The organism is Prevotellamassilia timonensis (genome assembly GCF_900106785.1).
GTDB classification, from domain to species: domain Bacteria; phylum Bacteroidota; class Bacteroidia; order Bacteroidales; family Bacteroidaceae; genus Alloprevotella; species Alloprevotella timonensis.
Genome location: NZ_LT629842.1, coordinates 259,106 through 281,506, shown reverse-complemented (window position 1 = coordinate 281,506; position 22,401 = coordinate 259,106). Strand labels below are relative to the sequence as shown.

Below are 22,401 nucleotides of genomic sequence, written 5' to 3'. Positions count from 1 at the left end.
AAGTGCCACAAGCACAGCCCGGCGACGGACGTGTGCTTGTGGCACTTTATTCACCTCACAGGTTTGTGCCAGCCCAACAGCAGTCAAATTAGTGCGGCACAAACAAAGGAGCAGAAACGCTTCATTTGCGACGGTAGTTTGTAAAGGTATAAGCCAGTTTGTTTTTCTCGTCCGGCTCATGGTGTTCAGTTTCCTCGATCTCCCATTGTGCATGGTCGTAATCGGGGAAGAACGTGTCGGCCTCGTCGGGCACGGCATCGATATGCGTCAGGCACAAGCGGTCGGCCACTGGCAATGCAGCTTCATACACACTCTCGCCCCCTATCACATACACCTCGTCGTCGTGGGTGCAAGCCTGCAGTGCCTCGTCAAATGAGTGGAACACCTCAATGCCGGGTGCCGAATAATCGGTTTGTCGGGTAATCACCACATTGCGGCGGTTGGGCAGAGCGCCCTTGGGCAGCGACTCGAATGTCTTGCGTCCCATTACAATAGTATGCCCCGTGGTCAGGTTCTTGAAATGTTTAAGATCGGCGGGCAAGTAATAAAGCAAGCCGCCCTTGTTGCCTATGGCGCTGTTTGCAGTGAGCGCACAAATGATGGATAATGTCATTATTTTATACCCGTTGGCGGAATTAATTTAAGTTGATAAATATGAGTAAAAAGTTGCACATATCGCTGATTTTTAGTAACTTAGTGGTGTTCAAAACATTAAGTCCAAACCATCGTATGTACAACCTTTATACAAAATTCGTCAAAATACTCGAGATATGCAAGCAATTCTCTGAAAATCTCGTCAATGAATCGGGTAATGTTCCACGTCGTGGTCCTGTTCCCAAGTTTTCGGATTTGGAAGTGGTGGCGCTATCCTTGACGGCAGAGACCGAGAGCATTGATAGTGAGAAGTGGTTGTTCGACTATAAATTGCAAGAGTACAAGGACAACATTCCTAATCTCATATCAAGGAGACAGTTCAATGACCGCAGGAAGAAAACGGCAGGCCTGTGTGAGGAACTGCGCAAGCGGATTGCCATGGAAATGGATGGCGGAGAGGAACAATTCTTTGTTGACTCCAAGCCGATAGAGGTCTGTAGGGTTGCAAGAGGAAAACGTTGCAAGATGGGACGTACCGGCAATTTCTCGCAAGCTCCCGACTTCGGCTTCTGTGCTTCGCAGAACACGTATTATTTTGGTTATAAGTTACACGCTCTCTGTGGGTTAAGTGGAGTTATCCATTCCTATGATCTGTCAAAGGCAAGTGTGGCGGACCTCCATTATATGAAGGATGTAAAACATACTTATCACGACTGTAGCATCTATGGTGACAAAGGGTATATTGGAGCTGACGTACAGCTTGACTTNTTCCTAATCTCATATCAAGGAGACAGTTCAATGACCGCAGGAAGAAAACGGCAGGCCTGTGTGAGGAACTGCGCAAGCGGATTGCCATGGAAATGGATGGCGGAGAGGAACAATTCTTTGTTGACTCCAAGCCGATAGAGGTCTGTAGGGTTGCAAGAGGAAAACGTTGCAAGATGGGACGTACCGGCAATTTCTCGCAAGCTCCCGACTTCGGCTTCTGTGCTTCGCAGAACACGTATTATTTTGGTTATAAGTTACACGCTCTCTGTGGGTTAAGTGGAGTTATCCATTCCTATGATCTGTCAAAGGCAAGTGTGGCGGACCTCCATTATATGAAGGATGTAAAACATACTTATCACGACTGTAGCATCTATGGTGACAAAGGGTATATTGGAGCTGACGTACAGCTTGACTTGTTCGAAACCGCACACATAAGACTGGAGTGTCCGTATCGGCTCAACCAAAAGGATTGGAAACCGACATTCATTCCGTTTGCAAAGGCAAGAAAGAGGATTGAGACAATATTCTCACAACTTACAGACCAGTTCTTGGTCATCAGGAACTATGCGAAAATAACGAATGGTTTGTTTGCCAGGATCATTGGCAAAATTAGTGCACTTACCATTCTGCAATACGTAAACTTCATTAACGACAAGCCCATTGGCAGAATTAAGTATGCACTAAATTAATTCCGCCAACAGGTTATTTTATACAATTATATGATGCAAAGGTAGCGTATATTGTGTAAATTTGCCGACAAAACGTGCTTAAATGAAACAATACCTCAATTTACTACAACATATACTCGACGACGGTGTGGTAAAAAGCGACCGCACCGGCACCGGCACAAAGAGCATCTTTGGCCATCAAATGCGCTTTAACCTTGAAGAGGGCTTTCCGCTGCTCACCACCAAAAAGCTGCACCTCAAGTCCATCATCTACGAGCTGCTGTGGTTTCTGCGTGGCGACACCAATGTACACTACCTGCAGGAGCATGGTGTGCGCATCTGGAACGAATGGGCCGACGCCCAAGGCGACCTTGGCCACATTTACGGCTACCAGTGGCGCTCATGGCCCGACTACAACGGCGGACACATTGACCAAATAAAGGAAGTGATACGACAGATAAAGGAGACGCCCGACTCACGCCGCATGATTGTGTCGGCATGGAATGTGGCCGACCTTGGCAAAATGAACTTGCCGCCCTGCCACCTGCTTTTCCAGTTCTATGTGGCCGACGGCCGACTGTCTCTGCAACTCTATCAGCGCTCTGCCGACACTTTCCTGGGTGTGCCTTTCAACATAGCAAGCTACGCTTTGCTGCTGCAAATGATGGCACAGGTAACCGGACTCAAAGCCGGCGACTTTGTACACACCACGGGCGACACGCACCTCTACCTCAACCATCTTGACCAGGCACGCTTGCAACTCACACGCACCCCGCGCCAGTTGCCGCGCATGATTATCAACCCCGAGGTAAAGGACCTGTTCGACTTTAAGTTTGAGGATTTCAAACTCGAGGGCTACGACCCATGGCCACACATCTCGGCACAGGTGTCGGTATAAAGGAGAAGGGCTGTGAATGAAAGTTCATCAAGCCATTCCGTCTGCAAAGAACCTCATTAGGGTGGTTCTAATAACAAACAATACGAAGCACATAGCATGAAGCAAGATTTCTGCATACAAATGGAGGCCTTGTTGGGTCAAGACGAAGCCAACATGCTGACACAAGCCATAGAGCAAAGCACGCCGCCCGTCAGTGTGCGCGTCAATGCGCTCAAACCATCTGACACACTGCGCGCCCCCACCGACGGTGCAGTGCCCTGGTGTGCTGCGGGGCAATACCTTGTCGAACGTCCGCGCTTCACCTACGACCCTCTGCTGCATGCCGGGTGCTACTATGTGCAAGAGGCCGCATCAATGTTTGTAGAGCAAGCCTACAAGCAAATCACAACCGACTTTACGCCCCACCGTCTGCTCGACCTTTGTGCAGCCCCTGGCGGCAAGAGCACCCTGTGGCGCAGCTTGATGTGCGACGGCGACCTGCTTGTGGCTAATGAGCCTATCCGCCAACGTGCCCAGATATTGGCCGAGAACTTGACCAAATGGGGACACCCCGACGTGGTATGCACCTCGGCCTACCCCGACGAGTTTGCCCCATTGGGCAGTTTCTTCGATGTGATAGCGGCCGATGTGCCGTGCTCGGGCGAGGGCATGTTCCGCAAGGACGCTGTGGCCATTGACGAATGGTCGCCACAGGCCGTCGACAGTTGCGCGGCCCGCCAGTGGCAGATTATCGAAAGTGTATGGCCCGCCCTGCGCCAAGGCGGCTATTTGGTGTACAGCACATGCACCTACAACCGCCAGGAGGACGAAGACAATGTGGTGCGCATCTGCAACGAACTCGGTGCCGAACTTGTACCCATTGCCACCCAACCCGAGTGGGGCATTGCGGGCGACACCACGGGGCGCAATTTGCCAGTGTACCATTTCTTTCCACACAAGGCCAAGGGCGAGGGGCTTTTCCTTGCCCTGCTACGCAAGACATCTGAAGCACCGGTTGCCAAAGAGAAGAAAGGCAAAAAGCAACGTGGCAACAACAACCAGCCCGGCATACAGGGCGGTGCCGAAATCATTAAATGGATAGCCAACAGCCACGAATTCAAGTTGTTGCGCACCGACGAGGCGCACGTCATAGCTGTACGCCAATCGCTTGCCGACGACGTGCAACGCGTGTGCAGCTCGGTGCGGGCCCTTACGGCCGGCATCATGCTGGTTGAGGAGAAAGGCCGGAAACGCATTCCGCAACACGCCCTTGCCCTGTCAGTACAACGCGCCAAGGAGGCATTTCCCGTGGCCGAACTCTCACTCGACGACGCACTAAATTACCTGCGCCGCGAGGGCATCACGCTCCCACCCGATGTGCCACGCGGCTATGTTGTGGCCAGTTACAAAGGCCATGCGCTCGGGTTCTTAAACAATTTGGGAGCACGCGCCAACAACCTCTACCCACAGGAGTGGCGCATACGCAACTGACAAACCTGTCAAACAAGCCGAACATGCAACGGAGTTGCAAACAACATTGCCTATCTTTGCACAAGATAGGCTGCGGCGTTTAGTGTTCTACGCTCACCTTGCACCATCTTTGCATAAAATGAAATCCACCCGCTGCACATATCACGTGGCGCTGGCAGTTGTACTGCTCATGCTGCTCACACTGTTTCCCCACCACCATCATGATGGCGGGGCAGCTTGTTGGACATCAGAAATATGCCATGACGACGGACGTGCCAATGATGTGCACACCCGCCACCATGCCGGCGACAACCGGCATTTGTGCTATTGGCACAGTGTGCAAAATGTGCCGCAGCGCACCCTTTCCGTCCCATTTGGCGGCGGTCCTCTACCCTGCTTCCTGCCAACCGACTTTTGGCAGCAACGCCACACTATTATTATCACCACTTCGGGAGAAGCACTTTGTGGCAAATGTCCCGTTTCTACTACCGTTTTCCGTATTGGCAAACACGTCACGCGGCGTGGGCCACCTGCATGTTGTTGATAAACACATTCTGCTATTTATTCTCATATCAACAACACAGCATAACACATGAACTTCAACATTTTTCTTATAAGTGTAGCCGCACTATCGGTTACGCTCTTTGGCGCATGCCACAATGCCCACCAGCACGAAGCGCACGAAGGTGAGCACACCGATGCCGACGAGCACGACCACGACCACGGTGCCGACGGAATAACCTTTACCGAGGCACAAGCCAAGGCTGCAGAACTGCAAATTACCACTTTACAACCCACCACTTTTGCCGAAGTGATAGAGGTCACAGGGCAAGTGCTGCCCGCCACTGGCAGCGAGGCCACCGTTACAGCCACCATGGCAGGCATTGTAAAATATGCCAGCAACGCACTCACCGAGGGGTGTGCCGTAGGCAATGGCAAAACACTGTTTGTAATAAACGGCAAGCCCATGGCCGACGGCAACCCGGCGGCCGTGGCACAAAGCGAACTGGCTGCTGCCAAAAGTGCCTATGAGCGGGCACAGAAGTTGGCCGCCGAGCACATCATCGCGCAACGCGAATTAGAGGACGCACGCCAACGCTATCAGGCGGCCGCTGCCACAGCACAAAGTTTGGGCAATGCGGCACAAAGCCGTGGCATCAGTGCCCCCATTGGCGGCTACATCAAGGATTTGCTTGTAAAGCCCGGCGATTATGTGGCAGCTGGCCAACCGCTGGCCACCATCACACAGAGCCAACATTTGCAACTGCGAGCCGATGTGCCCGAACGCTATTACCGTTTTTTGGCGGACATCACATCTGCCAATTTCCGTTTAACATATCAAGAGTCTGCACAAGTTGTTGCCCTCAACACACTTGGGGGCCGCCTTGTATCGAAAGGCAAATCTACCGCCACCAATGGCAATTTCGTACCTGTGATTTTTGAGTTTAACAACCGCGGCAACATTGTGGCCGGCAGCATGGCGCAGATTTACCTTCAAGGCAAGCAGCGCCACGGTGTGCTGGCCGTGCCAACCGAAGCGCTTACCGAAGCGCAAGGTCTGTACTTTGTGTATGTGCAGGAGCATGCCGACAGCTACCGCCGCCAGGAGGTTAAAATTGGTGCTACCGACGGACTGCGCACCGAAATTGTGAGCGGCCTCAAGGCGGGTGACAAGGTCGTCACGCATGGCGCCACCCAAGTGCGACTGGCTGCCAGCAGTGGCGCCGTACCCGAAGGACATTCACATTAGGGAAGGAGGGGAAGAGGGGGAAGAGTTGAAAAGTTGAAAAGTTGAGGAGTTGAAGAGTTGAGAAGTTGAAGAGTTGAGAAGTTGAAGAGTTGAGAAGTTAACGGGAGAACAAGGTAATCTTTTAACCTCCTAACCCCCTAACCTTCTAACCCTCTCTCCCCCTAACCTTCTAACCCCCTAACCTTCTAACCCTCTACCCCCTATCCCCCTCTCCCCCCTAACCCCCTCATAAAACTCTTGATATTACTATGCTTAACAAAATAATAGCTTTTTCGCTGCGCAACCGGCCAGTCATACTGTTCTTCAGTTTGCTACTTATCATTGCCGGCTGCTGGACAGCGTGGAAAATGGAGGTGGACGTATTCCCCGACCTCAATGCCCCCACCGTGGTGGTGATGACCGAAGGCAAGGGCATGGCGGCCGAAGAGGTGGAACGCCTTGTCACCTTCCCTATCGAAACAGCCCTCAATGGCGCCACCGATGTGCGCCGCGTGCGCTCATCGTCCACCACAGGTTTCTCTGTCGTATGGGTAGAATTTGACTGGGGCACAGACGTATACCGCGACCGCCAAATAGTGTCTGAAAAGTTGGCCACCATTGGCGATGCCCTGCCCGAAGGCGTAGGACAGCCCACCCTCGGTCCGCAATCGAGCATCATGGGCGAAGTCATGTTCATCGGCCTCACAGCCGACACCACCTCGCTCGGCTCGCTGCGCACCCTGGCCGACTGGACCATACGTCCGCGGCTGCTCTCCACCGGCGGCGTGGCACAAGTCACTGTCATGGGTGGCGACTTGCTCGAATATCAAATACGCCTCCACCCCGAGCGCATGCGTCACTATGGTGTGGCACTTGACGAGGTTATGACCGCCGTGCGCAACATGAACCGCAATGCCACGGGCGGGGTGCTGTATGAGCACGGCAACGAATACATTGTGCGCGGGGTGCTGTCAACCACCAGCACCAACGATATGGCACAAGCCGTAATCAAACGCAACGCCGCCAACCAGCCCATTGTGTTGGCCGACGTGGCCGACATCAAGCTGGGCGCCAAAAGTCCCAAAACAGGACTGGCCTCCGTGTCGGGCCGTCCCGCCGTGCTGCTCACCGTCACCAAGCAGCCGTCCATCAGCACGCTCGACCTCACCACGCAGCTCGACTCGGCCATGGCATCGCTCAAGCCCTCGCTGCCGGCCGACGTAAAGGTCAACACGCACCTTTACCGCCAGCAGGACTTTATCGACGCTTCTATTTCGAACATTAAAAAGTCGCTCGTCGAAGGCGGCATATTTGTGGTGCTCATTCTGTTCATATTCTTGATGAACGCCCGCACCACGCTTATTTCGCTTGTCACCATACCCCTGTCATTGCTCATCACGCTACTTGTGCTCAAGGTTATGGGTCTCACCATCAACACCATGAGCATTGGCGGCATGGCCATAGCCATTGGTTCGCTGGTAGACGATGCCATAGTGGACGTTGAAAACGTGTACAAGCGGTTGCGCCTTAATGCCCGCAAGTCCGAAGCCGAAAGGCTGCGCATGACCGAGGTCATATTCAATGCCTCGAAAGAGGTGCGCATGCCCATACTCAACTCCACACTGATTATTGTGGTGAGCTTTGTGCCACTGTTCTTCCTGAGCGGGCTCGAAGGCCGCATGCTTGCACCGCTCGGCGTAAGCTTTATCGTATCGCTCTTTGCCTCAACGCTCGTGGCACTCACACTCACCCCCGTGCTCTGTCGTCTGCTGCTCAAGGACCCTCAAGCGCAACTTACACCAGGTGCCGTGACGCAGAAGGTGCACCATTACGAACCGCGCTGGGTACGTCGGCTCAAGGTTCGGTACGAACAGGCCTTGATGTGGGCCTTGGGCCGCAAACCGTCTCGCTGGATATTGGGCGTGACAGCGGCACTGGTGGTACTGACGGTAAGCCTGTTCTTCACCTTAGGGCGCTCATTCTTGCCTTCGTTCAACGAGGGCTCGTTCACCATCAACGTGAGCACACTGCCCGGGGTGTCGCTTGAGGAGAGCGACCGCATAGGGCGCCAAGCCGAGCAACTGCTACTGCAAATACCCGAGGTGCGCGATGTGGCACGCAAAACGGGGCGTGCCGAACTTGACGAACACGCACAGGGGGTGAACGGCAGCGAAATGGAAGTGCCTTTTACACTGGACAAGCGCAGCAAGGACGAGGTCATGAACGACATTCGCCAGCGGCTGCGCACACTGCCTGGTGTCAACATCGAAATAGGCCAACCCATATCGCACCGCATCGACGCCATGCTGTCGGGCACAAAGGCCGGCATTGCCATCAAGGTGTTTGGCCCCGACCTCACACAACTGCATGCCATCGGCACGCAAATTCGGCAAGCCACCAAGGGCATTGACGGGGTGACAGACCTCAACGTGGAGCAACAGGTGGAACGTCCGCAACTCAACATTCGTCCACGCCGCACACTGCTTGCACGCTACGGCATCACCCTGCCGCAGTTTGCCGAGTTTGTCAATGCCGCCATCGGTGGCGAGGTGGTGAGCCAGGTGCAGGACGGCGCCAAGAGCCTCGACCTTACCGTGCGCATGGCCGACGACGACATCAACTCTATTGCACATATAAAGGACTTGCTCATCAACACCCCCGACGGGCGTCAAGTGCCACTGGCCGACGTAGCTGATGTGGTGTCAGCAGCCGGCCCCAACACCATCAGCCGCGAAAATGCGCAACGCAAATTGGTGGTATCGGCCAATGCCACAGGACGTGACATGCGCTCGGTGGTCAACGACATGCAACGGGCCATCAACCAACAAGTAAAGCTGCCCGAAGGCTACCACATCGAATATGGCGGACAGTTTGAGAGCGAAGCCGCCGCATCGCGTTTGCTGCTCGGCTTGTCGGTTGTCAGCATCATCGTCATACTGTTACTGCTCTATCTGCAGTTCCGCTCATGGCCACAGGCTGTTGTGGTGCTGCTCAATTTGCCATTGGCACTCATTGGCGGAGTATTGGCACTGGTGTTTACGGGCGGTGTGGTGAGCATTCCGGCCATCATTGGTTTCATATCGCTCTTTGGCATGGCCACCCGTGGCGGCATGCTGCTTGTCGACCGCTACAACGAGCTGTCGCACCGCGGACTTTCACGCATCGAAGTGGTGACAAAGGGCTCAACCGACCGTTTGCTCCCCATACTCATGACGGCGCTTTGCTCGGCATTGGCCCTCATTCCGCTGGCACTTGGCAGCACGCTGCCTGGCAACGAAATTCAAAGTCCCATGGCCCAGGTCATGCTTGGTGGACTGCTCACAAGCACCCTGCTCAACCTGTTTATTGTGCCCATCATGGCCCCACTCAAAACGCGTAAAAAATGAAATACCGACACATCATCATAGCTGCGCTCGCTGGCTGCTGCACTGCCGTGGCAAACGCACAAACTCAAAACGCACAAAACTCTGCCTGGGGCGACGCCCTGCTGGGCATTGTGCACAACAACTCTACACTCAAGGCTGCCCGCAGCCAGTTGCAAGCCTCGCGGCTGGCCAACGGCACAACGCTCAAACTGCCCGACCCAGAGGCCGAGGTGGCTTATTTGTTTGGCAGTCCGCAAGGCGTGCCCAACCGCACCAATGTGAGCGTGACACAAACGCTCGATTGGGGTGTGCTGACGGGCCGCCGCAAGCAGTTGGCCGGGGCTGGCAACCAAGTGGCCGAAGCGGCTTACCGTCAGGCGGAACAGCAATTACTTGCCGAGGCCGACCAAACGCTCACTTCGGTTGTATACTACAACAAGTTGTGCACCGAACTGGCGCAGCGTGCTGCCTTGGCCAACGAGGTGTGCCAACTCTACCAACAAAAGTTTGCACAAGGTGACATCAACCAGATTGAGGTGAACAAGGTGAAGCTTAATGCCTCGGTGAGCCAGGCCGAACTTGAACGCGCACGCAACGAGCGACAGGAATTGCTGCTGCAACTGCAGCGCCTCAACGGCGGGCAACCTCTCGAACTGGCCGACACTTGTTACCCCAACGCCAACCAGCCGCTGCCCGCACTGGCCGACTTGCAAAGTGCTGTGGCACAGTCGCCGGCCTTGCTTGCTGCGCAGGCTGCCGTGGCACAGCAGCAAGCTGAGGTAAAACTGGCCAAAGCCGAGGCTTTGCCGGCTCTCATGGTGGGCTTTCAAGGCGAATACATCAAAGATAACAATTACAGCGGTCTGTCATTAGGCTTTAGTCTGCCGTTGTGGGGCAACACGCGCCGCAAAGTGAAGCAAGCTAAGGCCGAGGTGGTTGCTCGCCAGCTCGATGCCGATGATGTGCGCCACCAACAGTCGTCACAACTCATGCAGCAATACGCCACTGCGCGCCATCTGCTTGACGCATCTGACAAGTTGCGGAGCGATTTATCTACCACGAGCAACACCACCCTGCTGCGCCGCGCCCTGGACGAGGGTCAGATTTCGCTGCTCGACTATCTGCTTGAAATGTCGTTTTACTACACGGCACGCACCACGCTGCTCGACACGGAGCGGCAAGCGCAACAAGCCATTTCAACTTTGCGTGGTTTGCTTTACTGACAAGGGGGGGCACCCTTTACGTTGAAAGCGCTTTGTCGGGGTTGCAGATGTTCCCTTCGCTCCCATTCACATAGCCCACTATGTGAATGGGAGCGAGGGGAACAAATGTAAGGGTGGTTCTAAAAATTCTGTTTTTAGAATTCTAAGCCGAATTGTTACGCACCACCGCAAAAACGCCCAATAAAACGCCACAAAAACGCCCAACAAAATACCACAAAAATACCCAACGAAATACCACAAAAGCACCCAACAAAACGCCACAAAAACACCAAACAAAATACAGAATTGGCAAAGAATCTGTATCTTTGCAACAAATCATACAACAAACGACATGGAATACCTTAAAAGAACTGCTGACGAGCATTTGAGTTTGCTACTGGCTTCCTCTGGAGCCGTGCTCATAGAAGGTCCAAAATGGTGTGGCAAGACAACAACTGCAGAGCAACATGCAAATAGCACTATCAGTCTGCAGGATCCTGACATGCGCGACAGATACCAAACCACCATCAGAATAAAACCTTCACTTCTTCTGGCAGGCGACACGCCACGTCTTATAGATGAATGGCAGGAAGCTCCCGTTCTATGGGATTCGGTGCGAGCTATGGTTGATAAACGTAATGAATTTGGACAATTCATTATGACAGGTTCTAACTCGATTGATCCCCATAAGAAAAAAGAATTTATCAAACATTCTGGCAGTGGACGAATTGCAAAGATGCAAATGCTTACTATGAGCCTGCATGAATCTTTGGAATCTAACGGCAGAATCTCGCTAAAAGAATTGTTTAACAACAAGGATTTAGACATCGATGGTATAACGTCTGAAATGTCTATTGAAGAACTGATATTTGCAGCTTGCCGCGGTGGTTGGCCTGCATCGTTGCATGCAAAGTTTGACAAAGCAAAACTGCAAATTGCCAAGAACTATGTAAAAACAGTATGCAGTATTGATGTTTCGACAATAGATGGAATAAAGAGGAATGAAAAAGTTGCAAGCACAATACTTAAAAGTTATGCTCGCAACATCTCAACATTAGCCAAAAAGAACGTAGTATACAAAGATACAAACGAGCATTTAGATGGTGTTAGCCAGACTTCATTCGACACATATATTGATGCTCTTGAACGTTTGTTTGTTATTCAAGACATAGAAGCGTGGAGCCCTGCTATCCGTTCTGCATCTGCCATACGACGAGGTTTGAAACGTGAGTTTGTTGACCCCTCTATTGCTGTTGCAGCTTTAGGCCTGTCACCTGAAGCTCTCTATACTGATTTGAAAACATTCGGTTTCTTGTTCGAATGTATGGCAATCCGCGATCTAAAAGCTTATTCATTATCCCTTGGTGGGACCATTTCATATTATCATGACAGATACGATTTGGAAGCTGACGCAGTTCTTCATCTTGAGGATGGACGATATGCTCTAATCGAATTCAAACTGGGCAGTCGAGAGATTGAAGAAGGAGCAGAACACCTAAAGGAAATAAAAAGACTTGTGCAAGAGCACAATACGACTGAAAAACAAATTAAACTGCGTGAACCGGATCTGCTTATGGTTATAACTGGAGGAGAAATGGCCTACACCCGTCCTGATGGTGTCAAGATCATACCCCTCGCTTGCTTGAAGGACTAACATGCAATACACTATTTTGTAAAACACCCCCTATAATATAACTGAAATTTCGGATTTAACAAGTGGGAAAGCCCTTGCCAAATCCGAAACTTGAGTAAAAAATAAGTTCAACAAAGGCAAACGAACTCAAACGCTTTCATTATGCAATTCGCATAAAGCTCAAACAATTCTAAGCCGAATTGTTATGCACCACCGCAAAAACACCCAACAAAATACCACAAAAACACCCAACGAAATGCCACAAAAACACCCAACAAAACGCTGCAAAGAACGCAAGCACTAATGGGGACGACGCGTCCCGCGGGAAAAATGCAATGTTCATACACTAAATATAGACTCGCAAACAGTACCAATTACACGTCTGTCTGTGAGCTTCTGCCTTAATTCCCGCGAGACGCGTCGTCCCGTAGCGCTTGGTGCTTGAGTCCGTTCGAATGTTTGCGTTTTGCCGGACAATATTACACTACATCTTTTTATCACGCACATTTCATACATCTTACACAAAACGACCATAAACAACTGATTTTCAAAGCGTTCAACAGTGTAGGATATACTTAGAAGCATCTTACACACCTTCTTGCACACCTTAGTATCTTACACATGTCATATTCTGTGGTGCCAGGCACGTTGTGTGGTAACGGGGGAGACATTTTCGGGCAATGTGAGGTAGGATTTTCTGTCTATCCGACTAAAAATCGGCTCTCCCTATACAGACAAACACAAGTGTATGTACCATCATACAGTGCAGACAACAAGGTATACCCGACCTGCATGAAGTGTGTAACTTTACTGGCGGAGTGTAAGATGTTGCACGAGGTATCCTACACTGCGTAATCATTTGATTTTCAGTTTGTTATATAGAGTTTATGTAAGATGCAAGATAGTTCTTCCTAAACACTTTGTGGTAGAGATTTGCTATTATTAATGTTAGCAAAAATGTTACTTGCGTTGACGCCAGTTTTATTCCAAGTTATTGCTTCTATATAACAAAGTTCAAAATATCATCTTTGTTATTATCTCAACTTGTTTGCCATTCTGGCAAAGGGAACTGTCCGGTAAAACCATTCTGATATTATCGCTCACGGAGCACACCGATTGCACGGATTTTTTTCGCTTGTACAACGTGCTTTAGCACCACGGAGATGACGGATTTTACGGATTTTGTGAGCATTGCATGCTCACTTCGCTATTAGCTCGTTGCAGCGGATAGGTACTTTACTACATAATCTGTGCTAACGTATTTCGCCACGGGTACGTTACGGGCCAATAGCGAAGTGAGCATGCAATGCTCACAAAATCCGTCATCTCCGTCATCTCCGTGGTGCTAAAGCACGTTGTACAAGCGAAAAAAATCCGTGCAATCGGTGTGATCCGTGAGCATAATATCAGAATGGTTTCACCGAACAGCAATAAACGAAAAATGCCTTTCAACATTTACACCCGTTTGTGCGGTGCTAACGTTGAAAGGCATTCTTAATTAGTGCACGCTCTTATTATTTAGAGCGTGAGAAAGTGTGCAAGGTGTTACTTAACCAAAGTCTTCTTGCCATTAACGATGTAGAGACCCGGCTGCTGCACACGCTGCACGCGGCGGCCCTGAAGGTCGTAAATGCGAACGGCTGCAGAGGCTTTGTCTGTGCTGACATTGTTGATGCCAACAGTTGCGTTATTTTTATAAGTCACAACGATGTTGACAAAGTCCTCAACCGTGCCACCATAGGTTTCGTTGCCCGTTACACTCTGCATGGTGTAACCCTCGATGGTGGGGATAACGATGGGGTAAGCAGTGCCAGCTACAACCAAGTCGCTGCTCTGCTTCAAAATAACCTTATCGTCATCAGCATCGCGGCAAACGATGTTGACGGTGAACATGGGCTGAGCGTAGAATGTTGAAATACGTATGGGGTGGCCTGTGCCGCCGTTCCAGCCTACGAGGTCACCGCTTGCCAAACCGTCCCAATACTGTCCACTGGTGCTCTTGATGTTCCAAGTATCGTCGGCATTGGTAGCAAAGGTGAATGTGTCGCCACCAACCCTTGTAGCCGTTGTAGCTGCTGAATTTTTGAGTTGCGGCACATACAAGCCTGTATACTCGTTCAACACCTTGAACTTGTTGCCGCTGCCCTGGAGTGTCCACACGCCAGTAGGAAGCATGCCTTCGGCAGAGAGGTAACGGTTGATGACATTATTGTCTCTGATGGCACGATAGCCGGCACGACCAGCAGCAGTGGTGGCATCGTAGAACAAATATTTGTTGTTGCTCTTCAACTCTTTCACAGGTTCGCCCTCAGCCTTTACACCTACAATGGCATTGATTTCGTAAGTCACATTGATGGTGCGGTCGGCATCGGGAGTGATTTGTGTGCCGTCGGCCACATCGCTGTTGAGCAATGTGCAATACTTTACTTCGGGCACCTTCATGGTGTAGCTTTCGCCCACGGGCACAGTTACCTCGTCCTTGCTGATGAGTACACCGGCCTTGTCGGCACAAACAATGTTGAGCGTGTATGCCGAACGCTTGTAAGTTACGTTATAGTTGTTGTCGCCATCAGCTTCGATATGCTCAACTGCAGTGTTCTTAAATGTGGGGCAAAGGTCGCCAGTGATTTCGGTTACGCTGACGGGTACGCTGCGCTTGAATGTGCCAAGGTGCACACCCTTGTCGTCCTGACAGTTGAGGGTAACAACTTTCACTTCGGTGGCAGTCCATTCAGCGCCTTGGTTGCGGGCGGCATCGTATGACACACCGGCACCAGTGGTGGCACCTGCATTGGCTACGCCCGATGGCACAGCAAAGAGGCTCTTGCCTCCCACCTTGATGCGCAAATCATTATAGTTCTTTACATAACTGATGGTGACGTTGGCATCGGCAGTGGCGTTGCCCATATTGACGGGACAGCCCACACGGTCGGCATACGCACCGAGCGAGTTGATGTAGCGGCCTGTGGCAACGTTCTTTACCTTGACAGTTTGTGAGCCGTCGGCATTGATGGTTGAAGCCTCAACCGTCCATGCGTTATTGGCAAAGGCATTGTTGTTAGCCTTAAGGCTGTTGCCACTGTTGTCATCGCTCAGTGTGATGCCTTCAAAGCCTTCGACAGCATTTGTCAGCATGTAGGTCTTGCCCTCTTCAAGGTAGTCGAAGGTGACAGGCTTGGTGCTTGAACCGCCGCCGTAATCCTCCTTGGGTGAGAACTCCCAGCAACCGCCATTGCCGTCGTTAGGATTGCTATAAAGATTGACAGCAAGTCCCTGACCGCCCATTGACGAATTGAGGTACTGTCCGTTTACCTTGTCGCTTGCTATGGTGTAGTAATAGTTGTCGCCCTTCTTGCCGTATGAGCCGCTACCGAGTACAAAGTTGTAGTGCTTGGCAGAGTTGTCGTAGCTCCAGCGACCACTTGTGCTTACCGCACTCGGATCGGGCTTGACTGAACCATCGGGCTGTGCCATACATACGAGCGCATATTTGCCCGGGTTGGCAGGGTCTTCCTCGATGCTCCACCACTGGTAGTTGTAGTTGGCATCACCTTCGGCAGCCTGAGGACTTGTCCAAAGTACGCCGGCCTTTGCACCCTTGCCACTGTTGGCAGAGATGAGTGACGAGCCGTCGGCCAGGAGTTCGATGCAGCGGCCTGCACGTGTGTTGTCTGTACCACCCGAAATGATGCGGTAGTAGTATTTCTTGTCGGCGGTGTTGGCATGAGGCATTACCATTGTGGTTTCGCCTCCGTGGCCGTTGTCAAGCATGAAGTACTTGCAATATTTGTAGTTGCCATAGTTAAGCATGACGGTATCGGCCGACATACGCTTTTGGAAGTCGCTGAAATTCTTGCCCGATTCGGGTGTCCAGCCACGCTCGGCCACAGCTATGAGACGCGGCAAAGCGAGCCATTCCAAATAGTCGGTGTCAGACACGTGTTCGCACCAGAAAGTGCCCTGCACACCGTATGTGGTGGCGCTGGGGATAGTTTGGTTGTAAGTAGCTTGTACATTGTCGGAACCAGAGCCTGCACCAGGAGGGTCGGTGGGACCATTGCCCTGGCGGCGGTTGATGTAGTAGGGTCCCCAGGGGGTGTAGATGCTTGGCATGCCAAGTTTCTTAGCCTGATTAACAGCGGCTTCAGGGTTTGTCCAACAGTATACTACCGCACCAGTAGACTTCATGATGTCGGTGTCGGCGCCTGCTGCAGTGATGCCTTCGTTCCAAATGGCCAAATGGCGGCCTTTAGACTTGACAAATTCGTCGAGTTGCTGAATGAAGTGGCTCTGCAACTGACGGTAGCTGGTCAGTTTGAGTTCCTTGTACAATGCTTGGCATTCGGCATTTTTCTCCCAAGCATAAGTGGGGCATTCATCGCCACCAATGTGAATGTATTTGCCGGGGAAGAGTTCCATGAGTTCCTCTAAAATATCCTTGGCAAATTGTACGGCTTTGGGGTTGGCCACATTCAAGATGTCGTTAGAGATGCCGCCATCGTCCCACACGTTGTGGGCGCCGTCGGGTGTGCAGCTAAATTCGGGATAGGCCGTCATGGCTGCTGAGAAGTGGCCGGGCATGTCAATTTCGGGCACGATGTCGATGTGACGAGCCTTGGCATAAGCTACCACGTCCTTTATTTCCTCTTCGGTGTAAGAGTAAGGGCCGTAGGGCTTATTTATCCAGTACTGTGTCAGTTCGTACATATCGGTATAGCGTCTGTTGGGCGCTGTAGCACCGATGGTAGTGAGTTTGGGATACTTTTTGATGGGTACACGCCAGCCTTGGTCGTCGGTCAAGTGCCAATGGAAGGTGTTCATCTTGTAAGCGGCCATGAGGTCGATAATGCGCTTTACCTCGTTGGCGGTGAAGAAGTGGCGTGACACATCGAGCATAAAGCCACGGTAGTCAAAGCGCGGCTGGTCGGTGATGCTCACCACGGGCAAGGGGTACGAAGTGACAGTGGCGTCCTTTACCCCAGCCATGACATTGGCGGGCAACATCTTTTTCACACTCTGGAAGGCATAGAAAAGGCCTAAGGCGCTCTTGGCCTGAATGGTGACCTTGCTGTCGGTAATGTCGAGTTTGTAGCCGTCCGTCTTCAGTGAAGACGAGGCGGGGAGCAGCGACACCTGGAAGAGGGCGCTGGCATCGTCGGCAGCCACACTGACTGCGGCGCCAGTCACGTCGGTGTATGACTTGGCAAATTGGTTTACCTCATTCACGCCATCCTCGTCAAGCCCAGTATAGCTCACAGTGAACTGTGAGGGCAAGGCCAAGGAGCCCGTACCAACTGTCATGGAGGCTGGACGCGGGGTGAGGTTTACGAATGTCTGTGCCCATGTTGCCCCTGGCAACAAAGACAGCAGCAGCAAAAACGATAGTAGCTTGTGCTTCATGTTCTTAGCTTGATTGTTGATTAGTATTAGGTATTTGAGACAAAGGTATGAAAAAGCCCCGACTTTCGCAAGGAAAGCCAGGGCTTAATCATTATCTGATAAGTTAATTAGTTGACGGGGTAACCTGTCAACTAAGACTCTTTAATCTCTTGAACGGCCGCCCACCAATATCATGACGTAGTATGCCAAAGTGGCCAAAGAGCTGAGTGCTGCCACCACATAGGTGTAGGCGGCAGACTTTAAGGCCGATACGGCCATGGGTTGCTCAGATGCCGAGGTGATGCCGGCTCTGAGCAGCCAGGCGGTGGCACGGCGCGAGGCGTCAATCTCGACGGGGAGGGTGATGAAGCTGAACAATGTGGTGAGGGCAAACAACACAACACCGGCCAACAGTATGCCCGGCATGGAATGTATCAATATGATGCCGGCAAGCAGCACCCATTGCACCCAATTGGAGGCAAACGATACCACGGGCACCAGGGCCGAACGCAGGGTGAGCGGCGCGTATGCCACAGCGTGCTGCACGGCATGACCGCACTCGTGGGCTGCTACCGCGGCTGCGGCAACAGAACGGCTGTTGTACACAGCCTCGGACAGGTTGACAGTGCCATTGGCGGGGTTGTAGTGGTCGGTGAGGTAACCTTGGGTGCAGGTTACCGTGACATTATTGATGCCATTGTCGCGCAGCATTTTTTCGGCCACTTCGCGACCGCTCAAGCCCGACGCTATGGGTATTTTAGAGTATTTCTTGAATTTGCTGTTAAGATTGCTTTGCACCACATAACTGAGTATGGCGATGCCAATAAATAGGATTAAATACATACTGAAGATATTTATGCAAGGTTTGTAAATTACGGGGTGTTAAGGGGTTAAGGGGTGGCCTTATGGCCTAACTTGCTTTTGATGAATGCCGTACACTCGGCGAATATCTGCGCACCGAGCAAACGCAATGAGCCTGCATACACCACTACGGCTGTGACAACTTTGAGCAATAGCGAGATGTAGATGTTGCCATTGGCCAACTGCGACACGGCCCACCCCGCAGCCATGGCCAAGGCGGCCAATGCGGCGAAGGGCAACACGTCGCGCAGGGCATACCTCAAACGCAGACCGATGAGGCGGCGTACGAACCAGTGCCACACAAACAGCCACAATGTGTTGAGCGTGATGTAGGCCACTACCATTGCCTCCACGCCATAGGGGTACAAGACTACGAGCAGCAACATCTGTGCCAAACACAGGGCTATGGTGTTCCACATAAAGATATTGCTCTTGCCACGGCTGATAATAAAATTGGCGTAGAATGAGGCTACCGGCACGAAAGCGCCCCCTATGCTGAGCAGCTGCATGAGCCGCGCACTGGTGAGCCACTTGTCGGTAATGGCAATGGTGATGAACTCGGGCGCTATGAGCGCCAGCCCGAACAACGCCGGGCAGGACAGGAAGGCAGTGAAACGCAACATTTTGCGAAATATCTGACACATGCGGCCATTGTCGTCGCTCTCAAGACGTGCAAAAAGGGGCTGTGTCACACTCCACACCATGCCGGTGAGCATGTTGTAGCCCATGCCTGTCCACTTGTTGGCCTGATTGTAGTAGCCCACCGTCTTTTCGCCATAAAGGCGGCCAAAAAATATGCTGAAGATGTTGTTGTTGATGTGGGTGAAGATGTTTGTAGCCAACAGTTTTGAACTGAAACCTATCATGCCTCGCAGCGGACGCAGATTGATGTGCCAGGTGGGGTGCCAACCCGCAAACCACCAGCTGCCGACGGTCATGGTTATGCAATACATGAGATTCTGTATGGCTATACCCCAATAGGCAAACCCATTCCATGCCAGGCAAATGCCGGTTATGCCCGAAAGGACAAGGGATAGCATGGTGAGCAGGGCGGTTTCGCGCACCCGCATATTGCGAAAGAGCCAAGCGCGTGGCGCAGTGTTGAGGGCGGAGATGACGAAACTCAAAAACGACAAACGGGCTAACGGCACAAGCACGGGCTGGCGAAACCACGCAGCTATGAGTGGCGCGCAGCAAAAGAGTACGATGTAGACCGTTACGCTACAAAGCACGTTGAACCAAAACACGGCATTGTAGTCGGCATCGGTGATGTGCTGCTTGCGGTTGAGTCCTGATATGAAGCCGCTCTCCTGCAGTGTGGTGGCAATGAGCGAAAATATGGTGAGCATGCCCACCATGCCATAGTCGGCGGGGGAGAGCAAACGGGCCAAGAATATGCCAAACACGAGGTTCAGCGCCTGTTGTGCCCCGTTGCTTATGCCGCCCCAGAACAGGCCATTGGCGGTTTTTTCCTTTAATGTTTTTTCGGTCATAGAAGTGCTAAAACAGTGAGTACGGCAAAGATGAGCATGTTGCGCGATGTCTTGCCCAATATGCGGTTGAGCGTGCGGCCCTGGTTGATGCGCACCATTTCGCGCCAGGTAAGGCTATGCGGCACGAGATACAACAGGGGCAAGATGGCGCAAAGCGTGTGGTCGTAAAATGCCAGCATGGCCACGCAGACGCAGCCGGCCACGCCTTGTAACAAATAGAACATGGAGCCGAATTGCTCGCCTAATGCCACGATGAGGGTGCGCTTGCCGCTCAGCGCATCTTGTTTGCGGTCACGATAGTTGTTGAGCACCAGCAAGGTGTCGATTACCAACCCGCTTGCCGCAGCAAGCCACCACACGCTGGGGGTGAGCATTTGTGCCTGCACATAGTAGGTGCCGCACACTGGTACGATGCCGAAAAACACCCATACCAATATGTCGCCGCACCCCATGTATGAAAGCAGTGTGGTGTAGAGAAAAGCAAACAACACGCAGGCTGCGCCAATGCCTACCAGGGGCCACCCGCCAAAGGGTAACAGGCCGCACCCCACGGCACAAGCCAATATGAGTGTGATGACTATGCCACGTGTCATGGCCCGCGGGGTTATCCACCCTTGGGCACAAGCGCGCTCGGGGCCAAGACGGTCTTCGCGGTCGGTGCCTTTGCGATAGTCGAACAGGTCGTTGATGAAGTTGGCCGCTATCTGCATAATGGCCGCAAACAGGCAGCACAACAGCGCGGGCTGCCAGCGGCCATGCCCTTCGCTGTAGGCTAATGCCGTGGCGGTGAGCACGGGAATGAGAGCGGCCGTAAGCGTTTTGGGCCGCGCAGCGAGTATCCAATATTTTAGCATGGTTGTAAAGTCTTTTTTGTTTCAGAGTCTGCCTTGCACACCCATAATCCGACAAAGGTTATTAGGCCATTCAGCACAAGCAGTTCGTAGCCAAAGGTGTAGTTCCACCATATTGGCGCAAAGTGGTCGAGCAGCCCACAAATTGTGGGAGCTGCCACACAGATAATTGGCACACAGCGCAAATTGGTGTTGCGGCGGGTAAACAAACCAAAGGTGTAAAGGCCCAACAACGGGCCGTAGGTGTATGAGGCCATTACATAGATGGCATTGAGCACATTGCTATTGCCCACCACCTTGAACAAGATGATGCACAGCGCAAAGGCGGCCACTACGCACAGATGTACGATATGACGGGTGTGTAATGCGGCACGTTGTTGCTCGCGGGCCTCGCTCATGCCTAAAAGGTCGATGCAGATAGTGGTGGTGAGCGCTGTCATGGCCGAATCGGCACTCGAAAAGGCGGCGGCTACGATGCCGATGGTAAAGGGCACAATGACCCACTGCCCCAACACACCACTGCTGATGAGCCAGGGCAACAGGCTGTCGCCTGCGGCTGGAGGGGTGAGGTTCTGTTGGGCACACAAGGTGTAGAGCAGTATGCCGAGACCAAGGAACAGGGCATTGACTGGCAAGAAGGCCATGCCGTAGGTGCACATGTCCTTTTGCGCCTCGCGCAGATTGCGGCAGGTGAGGTTTTTCTGCATCATGTCCTGGTCGAGTCCTGTCATGACAATGACGATAAACACGCCGCTCAAGAACTGGCGCCAAAAGGCTTGCGGACTGGCTGCGTCCCACTCCCACACACGGCACATGGCGCTGTGGGTTATGGTGTGGATAACGCCTTCGAAATTGAGGTTCATCTGTATGGCGGCGGCTATAATAATGCCCACAGCAGCCAACAACAAACAAGCGGTTTGCAGGGCATCGGTGCGCACTACGGTCTGCAGTCCGCTGCGGCGGGTGTAGAGCCATATCAGAGTGAGCACAGCCAATGTGGTGACCATGAATGGGAGCAAACCGTCACCGGCAAGTGGCTGTACCACGAATTGGCACAACACCATGCACACCAAATATAGGCGGGCGGCGGCTCCGGTGAGTTTGCTCAGCACAAAGAACAAGGCCCCCGTGCGGTGGGCCGAAGTGCCAAAACGTGTGCCAAGATAGGCGTAGATGCTGGTGAGGCGCAGCCTGTAGTAGAGTGGCAACAGCACAAAGGCCACTACCACATACCCCACAATGAAACCGAGGCACATCTGCAAGTAGGTCATGCCCGTTGAGGCTGCCCAACCTGGCACCGAAATGAACGTGACTCCCGATATGCTGGCACCTATCATGCCAAAGGCCACCATCCACCAGGGAGATTGGCGGCCTGCACGGAAAAAGGCGTCATTGCCTTTCGCACCATGCCGCGTGGCATGGTGCGAAACGAGCAACAGCAGTATGAAGTATGCCACCAATGTGGCTAACATGAATAGTGCTGAATACATCTTGATTTGGTGTTCGGAATG

Annotated in this window: 13 protein-coding genes and 2 pseudogenes; 9 read left to right on the top strand and 6 right to left on the bottom strand. The window is 52.4% G+C overall.

All coding sequences use genetic code 11. From position 1 onward, the window contains the following. Positions 1-121: 121 nt before the first annotated feature. Complete coding sequence (locus BQ5453_RS04015; protein ID WP_071122249.1) at positions 122-613, bottom strand: dihydrofolate reductase; 492 nt, start codon at positions 611-613, stop codon at positions 122-124. Between the two features lie 41 nt (positions 614-654). Between BQ5453_RS04015 and BQ5453_RS04010 the strand changes: the two are divergent. The 9 genes and pseudogenes from BQ5453_RS04010 to BQ5453_RS03970 form a co-directional block, all read left to right on the top strand. Next, positions 655-1,365, top strand: a pseudogene (locus tag BQ5453_RS04010) (IS982 family transposase); the annotation flags it as partial. Next, a pseudogene (locus BQ5453_RS04005) lies at positions 1,365-2,051 on the top strand (IS982-like element IS1187 family transposase); the annotation flags it as partial. The pseudogenes BQ5453_RS04010 and BQ5453_RS04005, both read left to right, overlap by 1 nt. A gap of 82 nt (positions 2,052-2,133) precedes the next feature. After that, complete coding sequence (locus tag BQ5453_RS04000; protein ID WP_022102825.1) at positions 2,134-2,928, top strand: thymidylate synthase; 795 nt, start codon at positions 2,134-2,136, stop codon at positions 2,926-2,928. A gap of 96 nt (positions 2,929-3,024) precedes the next feature. Then, positions 3,025-4,398 carry a methyltransferase RsmF C-terminal domain-like protein gene (locus tag BQ5453_RS03995; protein ID WP_071122248.1) on the top strand — a complete coding sequence of 458 codons (1,374 nt, stop codon included), beginning with the start codon at positions 3,025-3,027 and terminating at the stop codon, positions 4,396-4,398. 118 nt (positions 4,399-4,516) lie between these two features. Then, positions 4,517-4,921 carry a hypothetical protein gene (locus tag BQ5453_RS03990; protein WP_071122247.1) on the top strand — a complete coding sequence of 135 codons (405 nt, stop codon included), beginning with the start codon at positions 4,517-4,519 and terminating at the stop codon, positions 4,919-4,921. 48 nt (positions 4,922-4,969) lie between these two features. After that, the gene (locus tag BQ5453_RS03985) at positions 4,970-6,127 is read left to right on the top strand and encodes an efflux RND transporter periplasmic adaptor subunit (RefSeq protein ID WP_071122246.1); all 1,158 of its coding nucleotides are present in this window, start codon (positions 4,970-4,972) and stop codon (positions 6,125-6,127) included. A gap of 248 nt (positions 6,128-6,375) precedes the next feature. Beyond that, positions 6,376-9,492 (top strand): efflux RND transporter permease subunit, encoded by a 3,117-nt coding sequence (locus BQ5453_RS03980; protein ID WP_071122245.1) that lies wholly within the window; start codon positions 6,376-6,378, stop codon positions 9,490-9,492. Then, positions 9,489-10,694, top strand: a complete 1,206-nt coding sequence (locus BQ5453_RS03975; protein WP_071122244.1) for a TolC family protein — start codon at positions 9,489-9,491, stop codon at positions 10,692-10,694. The genes BQ5453_RS03980 and BQ5453_RS03975 overlap by 4 nt, the downstream gene beginning before the upstream one ends. A 331-nt stretch (positions 10,695-11,025) precedes the next feature. After that, the gene (locus BQ5453_RS03970; RefSeq protein ID WP_071122243.1) at positions 11,026-12,327 is read left to right on the top strand and encodes an ATP-binding protein; all 1,302 of its coding nucleotides are present in this window, start codon (positions 11,026-11,028) and stop codon (positions 12,325-12,327) included. A 1,524-nt stretch (positions 12,328-13,851) separates the two neighbouring features. Here the strand turns inward: BQ5453_RS03970 and BQ5453_RS03965 are convergent. The 5 genes from BQ5453_RS03965 to BQ5453_RS03945 form a co-directional block, all read right to left on the bottom strand. Next, on the bottom strand, positions 13,852-17,706 hold the full coding sequence (locus BQ5453_RS03965; RefSeq protein ID WP_071122242.1) for a beta-N-acetylhexosaminidase: 3,855 nt from the start codon (positions 17,704-17,706) through the stop codon (positions 13,852-13,854). 141 nt (positions 17,707-17,847) lie between these two features. After that, entirely contained in the window at positions 17,848-18,528 is a 681-nt protein-coding gene (locus tag BQ5453_RS03960; protein ID WP_071122241.1) for a zinc metallopeptidase, read from the bottom strand. Between the two features lie 47 nt (positions 18,529-18,575). Further along, a complete protein-coding gene (locus BQ5453_RS03955) occupies positions 18,576-20,039 on the bottom strand; it encodes a lipopolysaccharide biosynthesis protein (protein WP_071122240.1) in 1,464 nt (487 codons plus the stop codon). Then, positions 20,036-20,893 (bottom strand): 1,4-dihydroxy-2-naphthoate octaprenyltransferase, encoded by an 858-nt coding sequence (menA, locus tag BQ5453_RS03950; RefSeq protein WP_071122239.1) that lies wholly within the window; start codon positions 20,891-20,893, stop codon positions 20,036-20,038. Before menA ends, BQ5453_RS03955 begins: the two co-directional genes overlap by 4 nt. Next, on the bottom strand, positions 20,887-22,380 hold the full coding sequence (locus BQ5453_RS03945) for a sodium:solute symporter (RefSeq protein ID WP_071122238.1): 1,494 nt from the start codon (positions 22,378-22,380) through the stop codon (positions 20,887-20,889). The genes menA and BQ5453_RS03945 overlap by 7 nt, the downstream gene beginning before the upstream one ends. Positions 22,381-22,401: the final 21 nt, after the last annotated feature.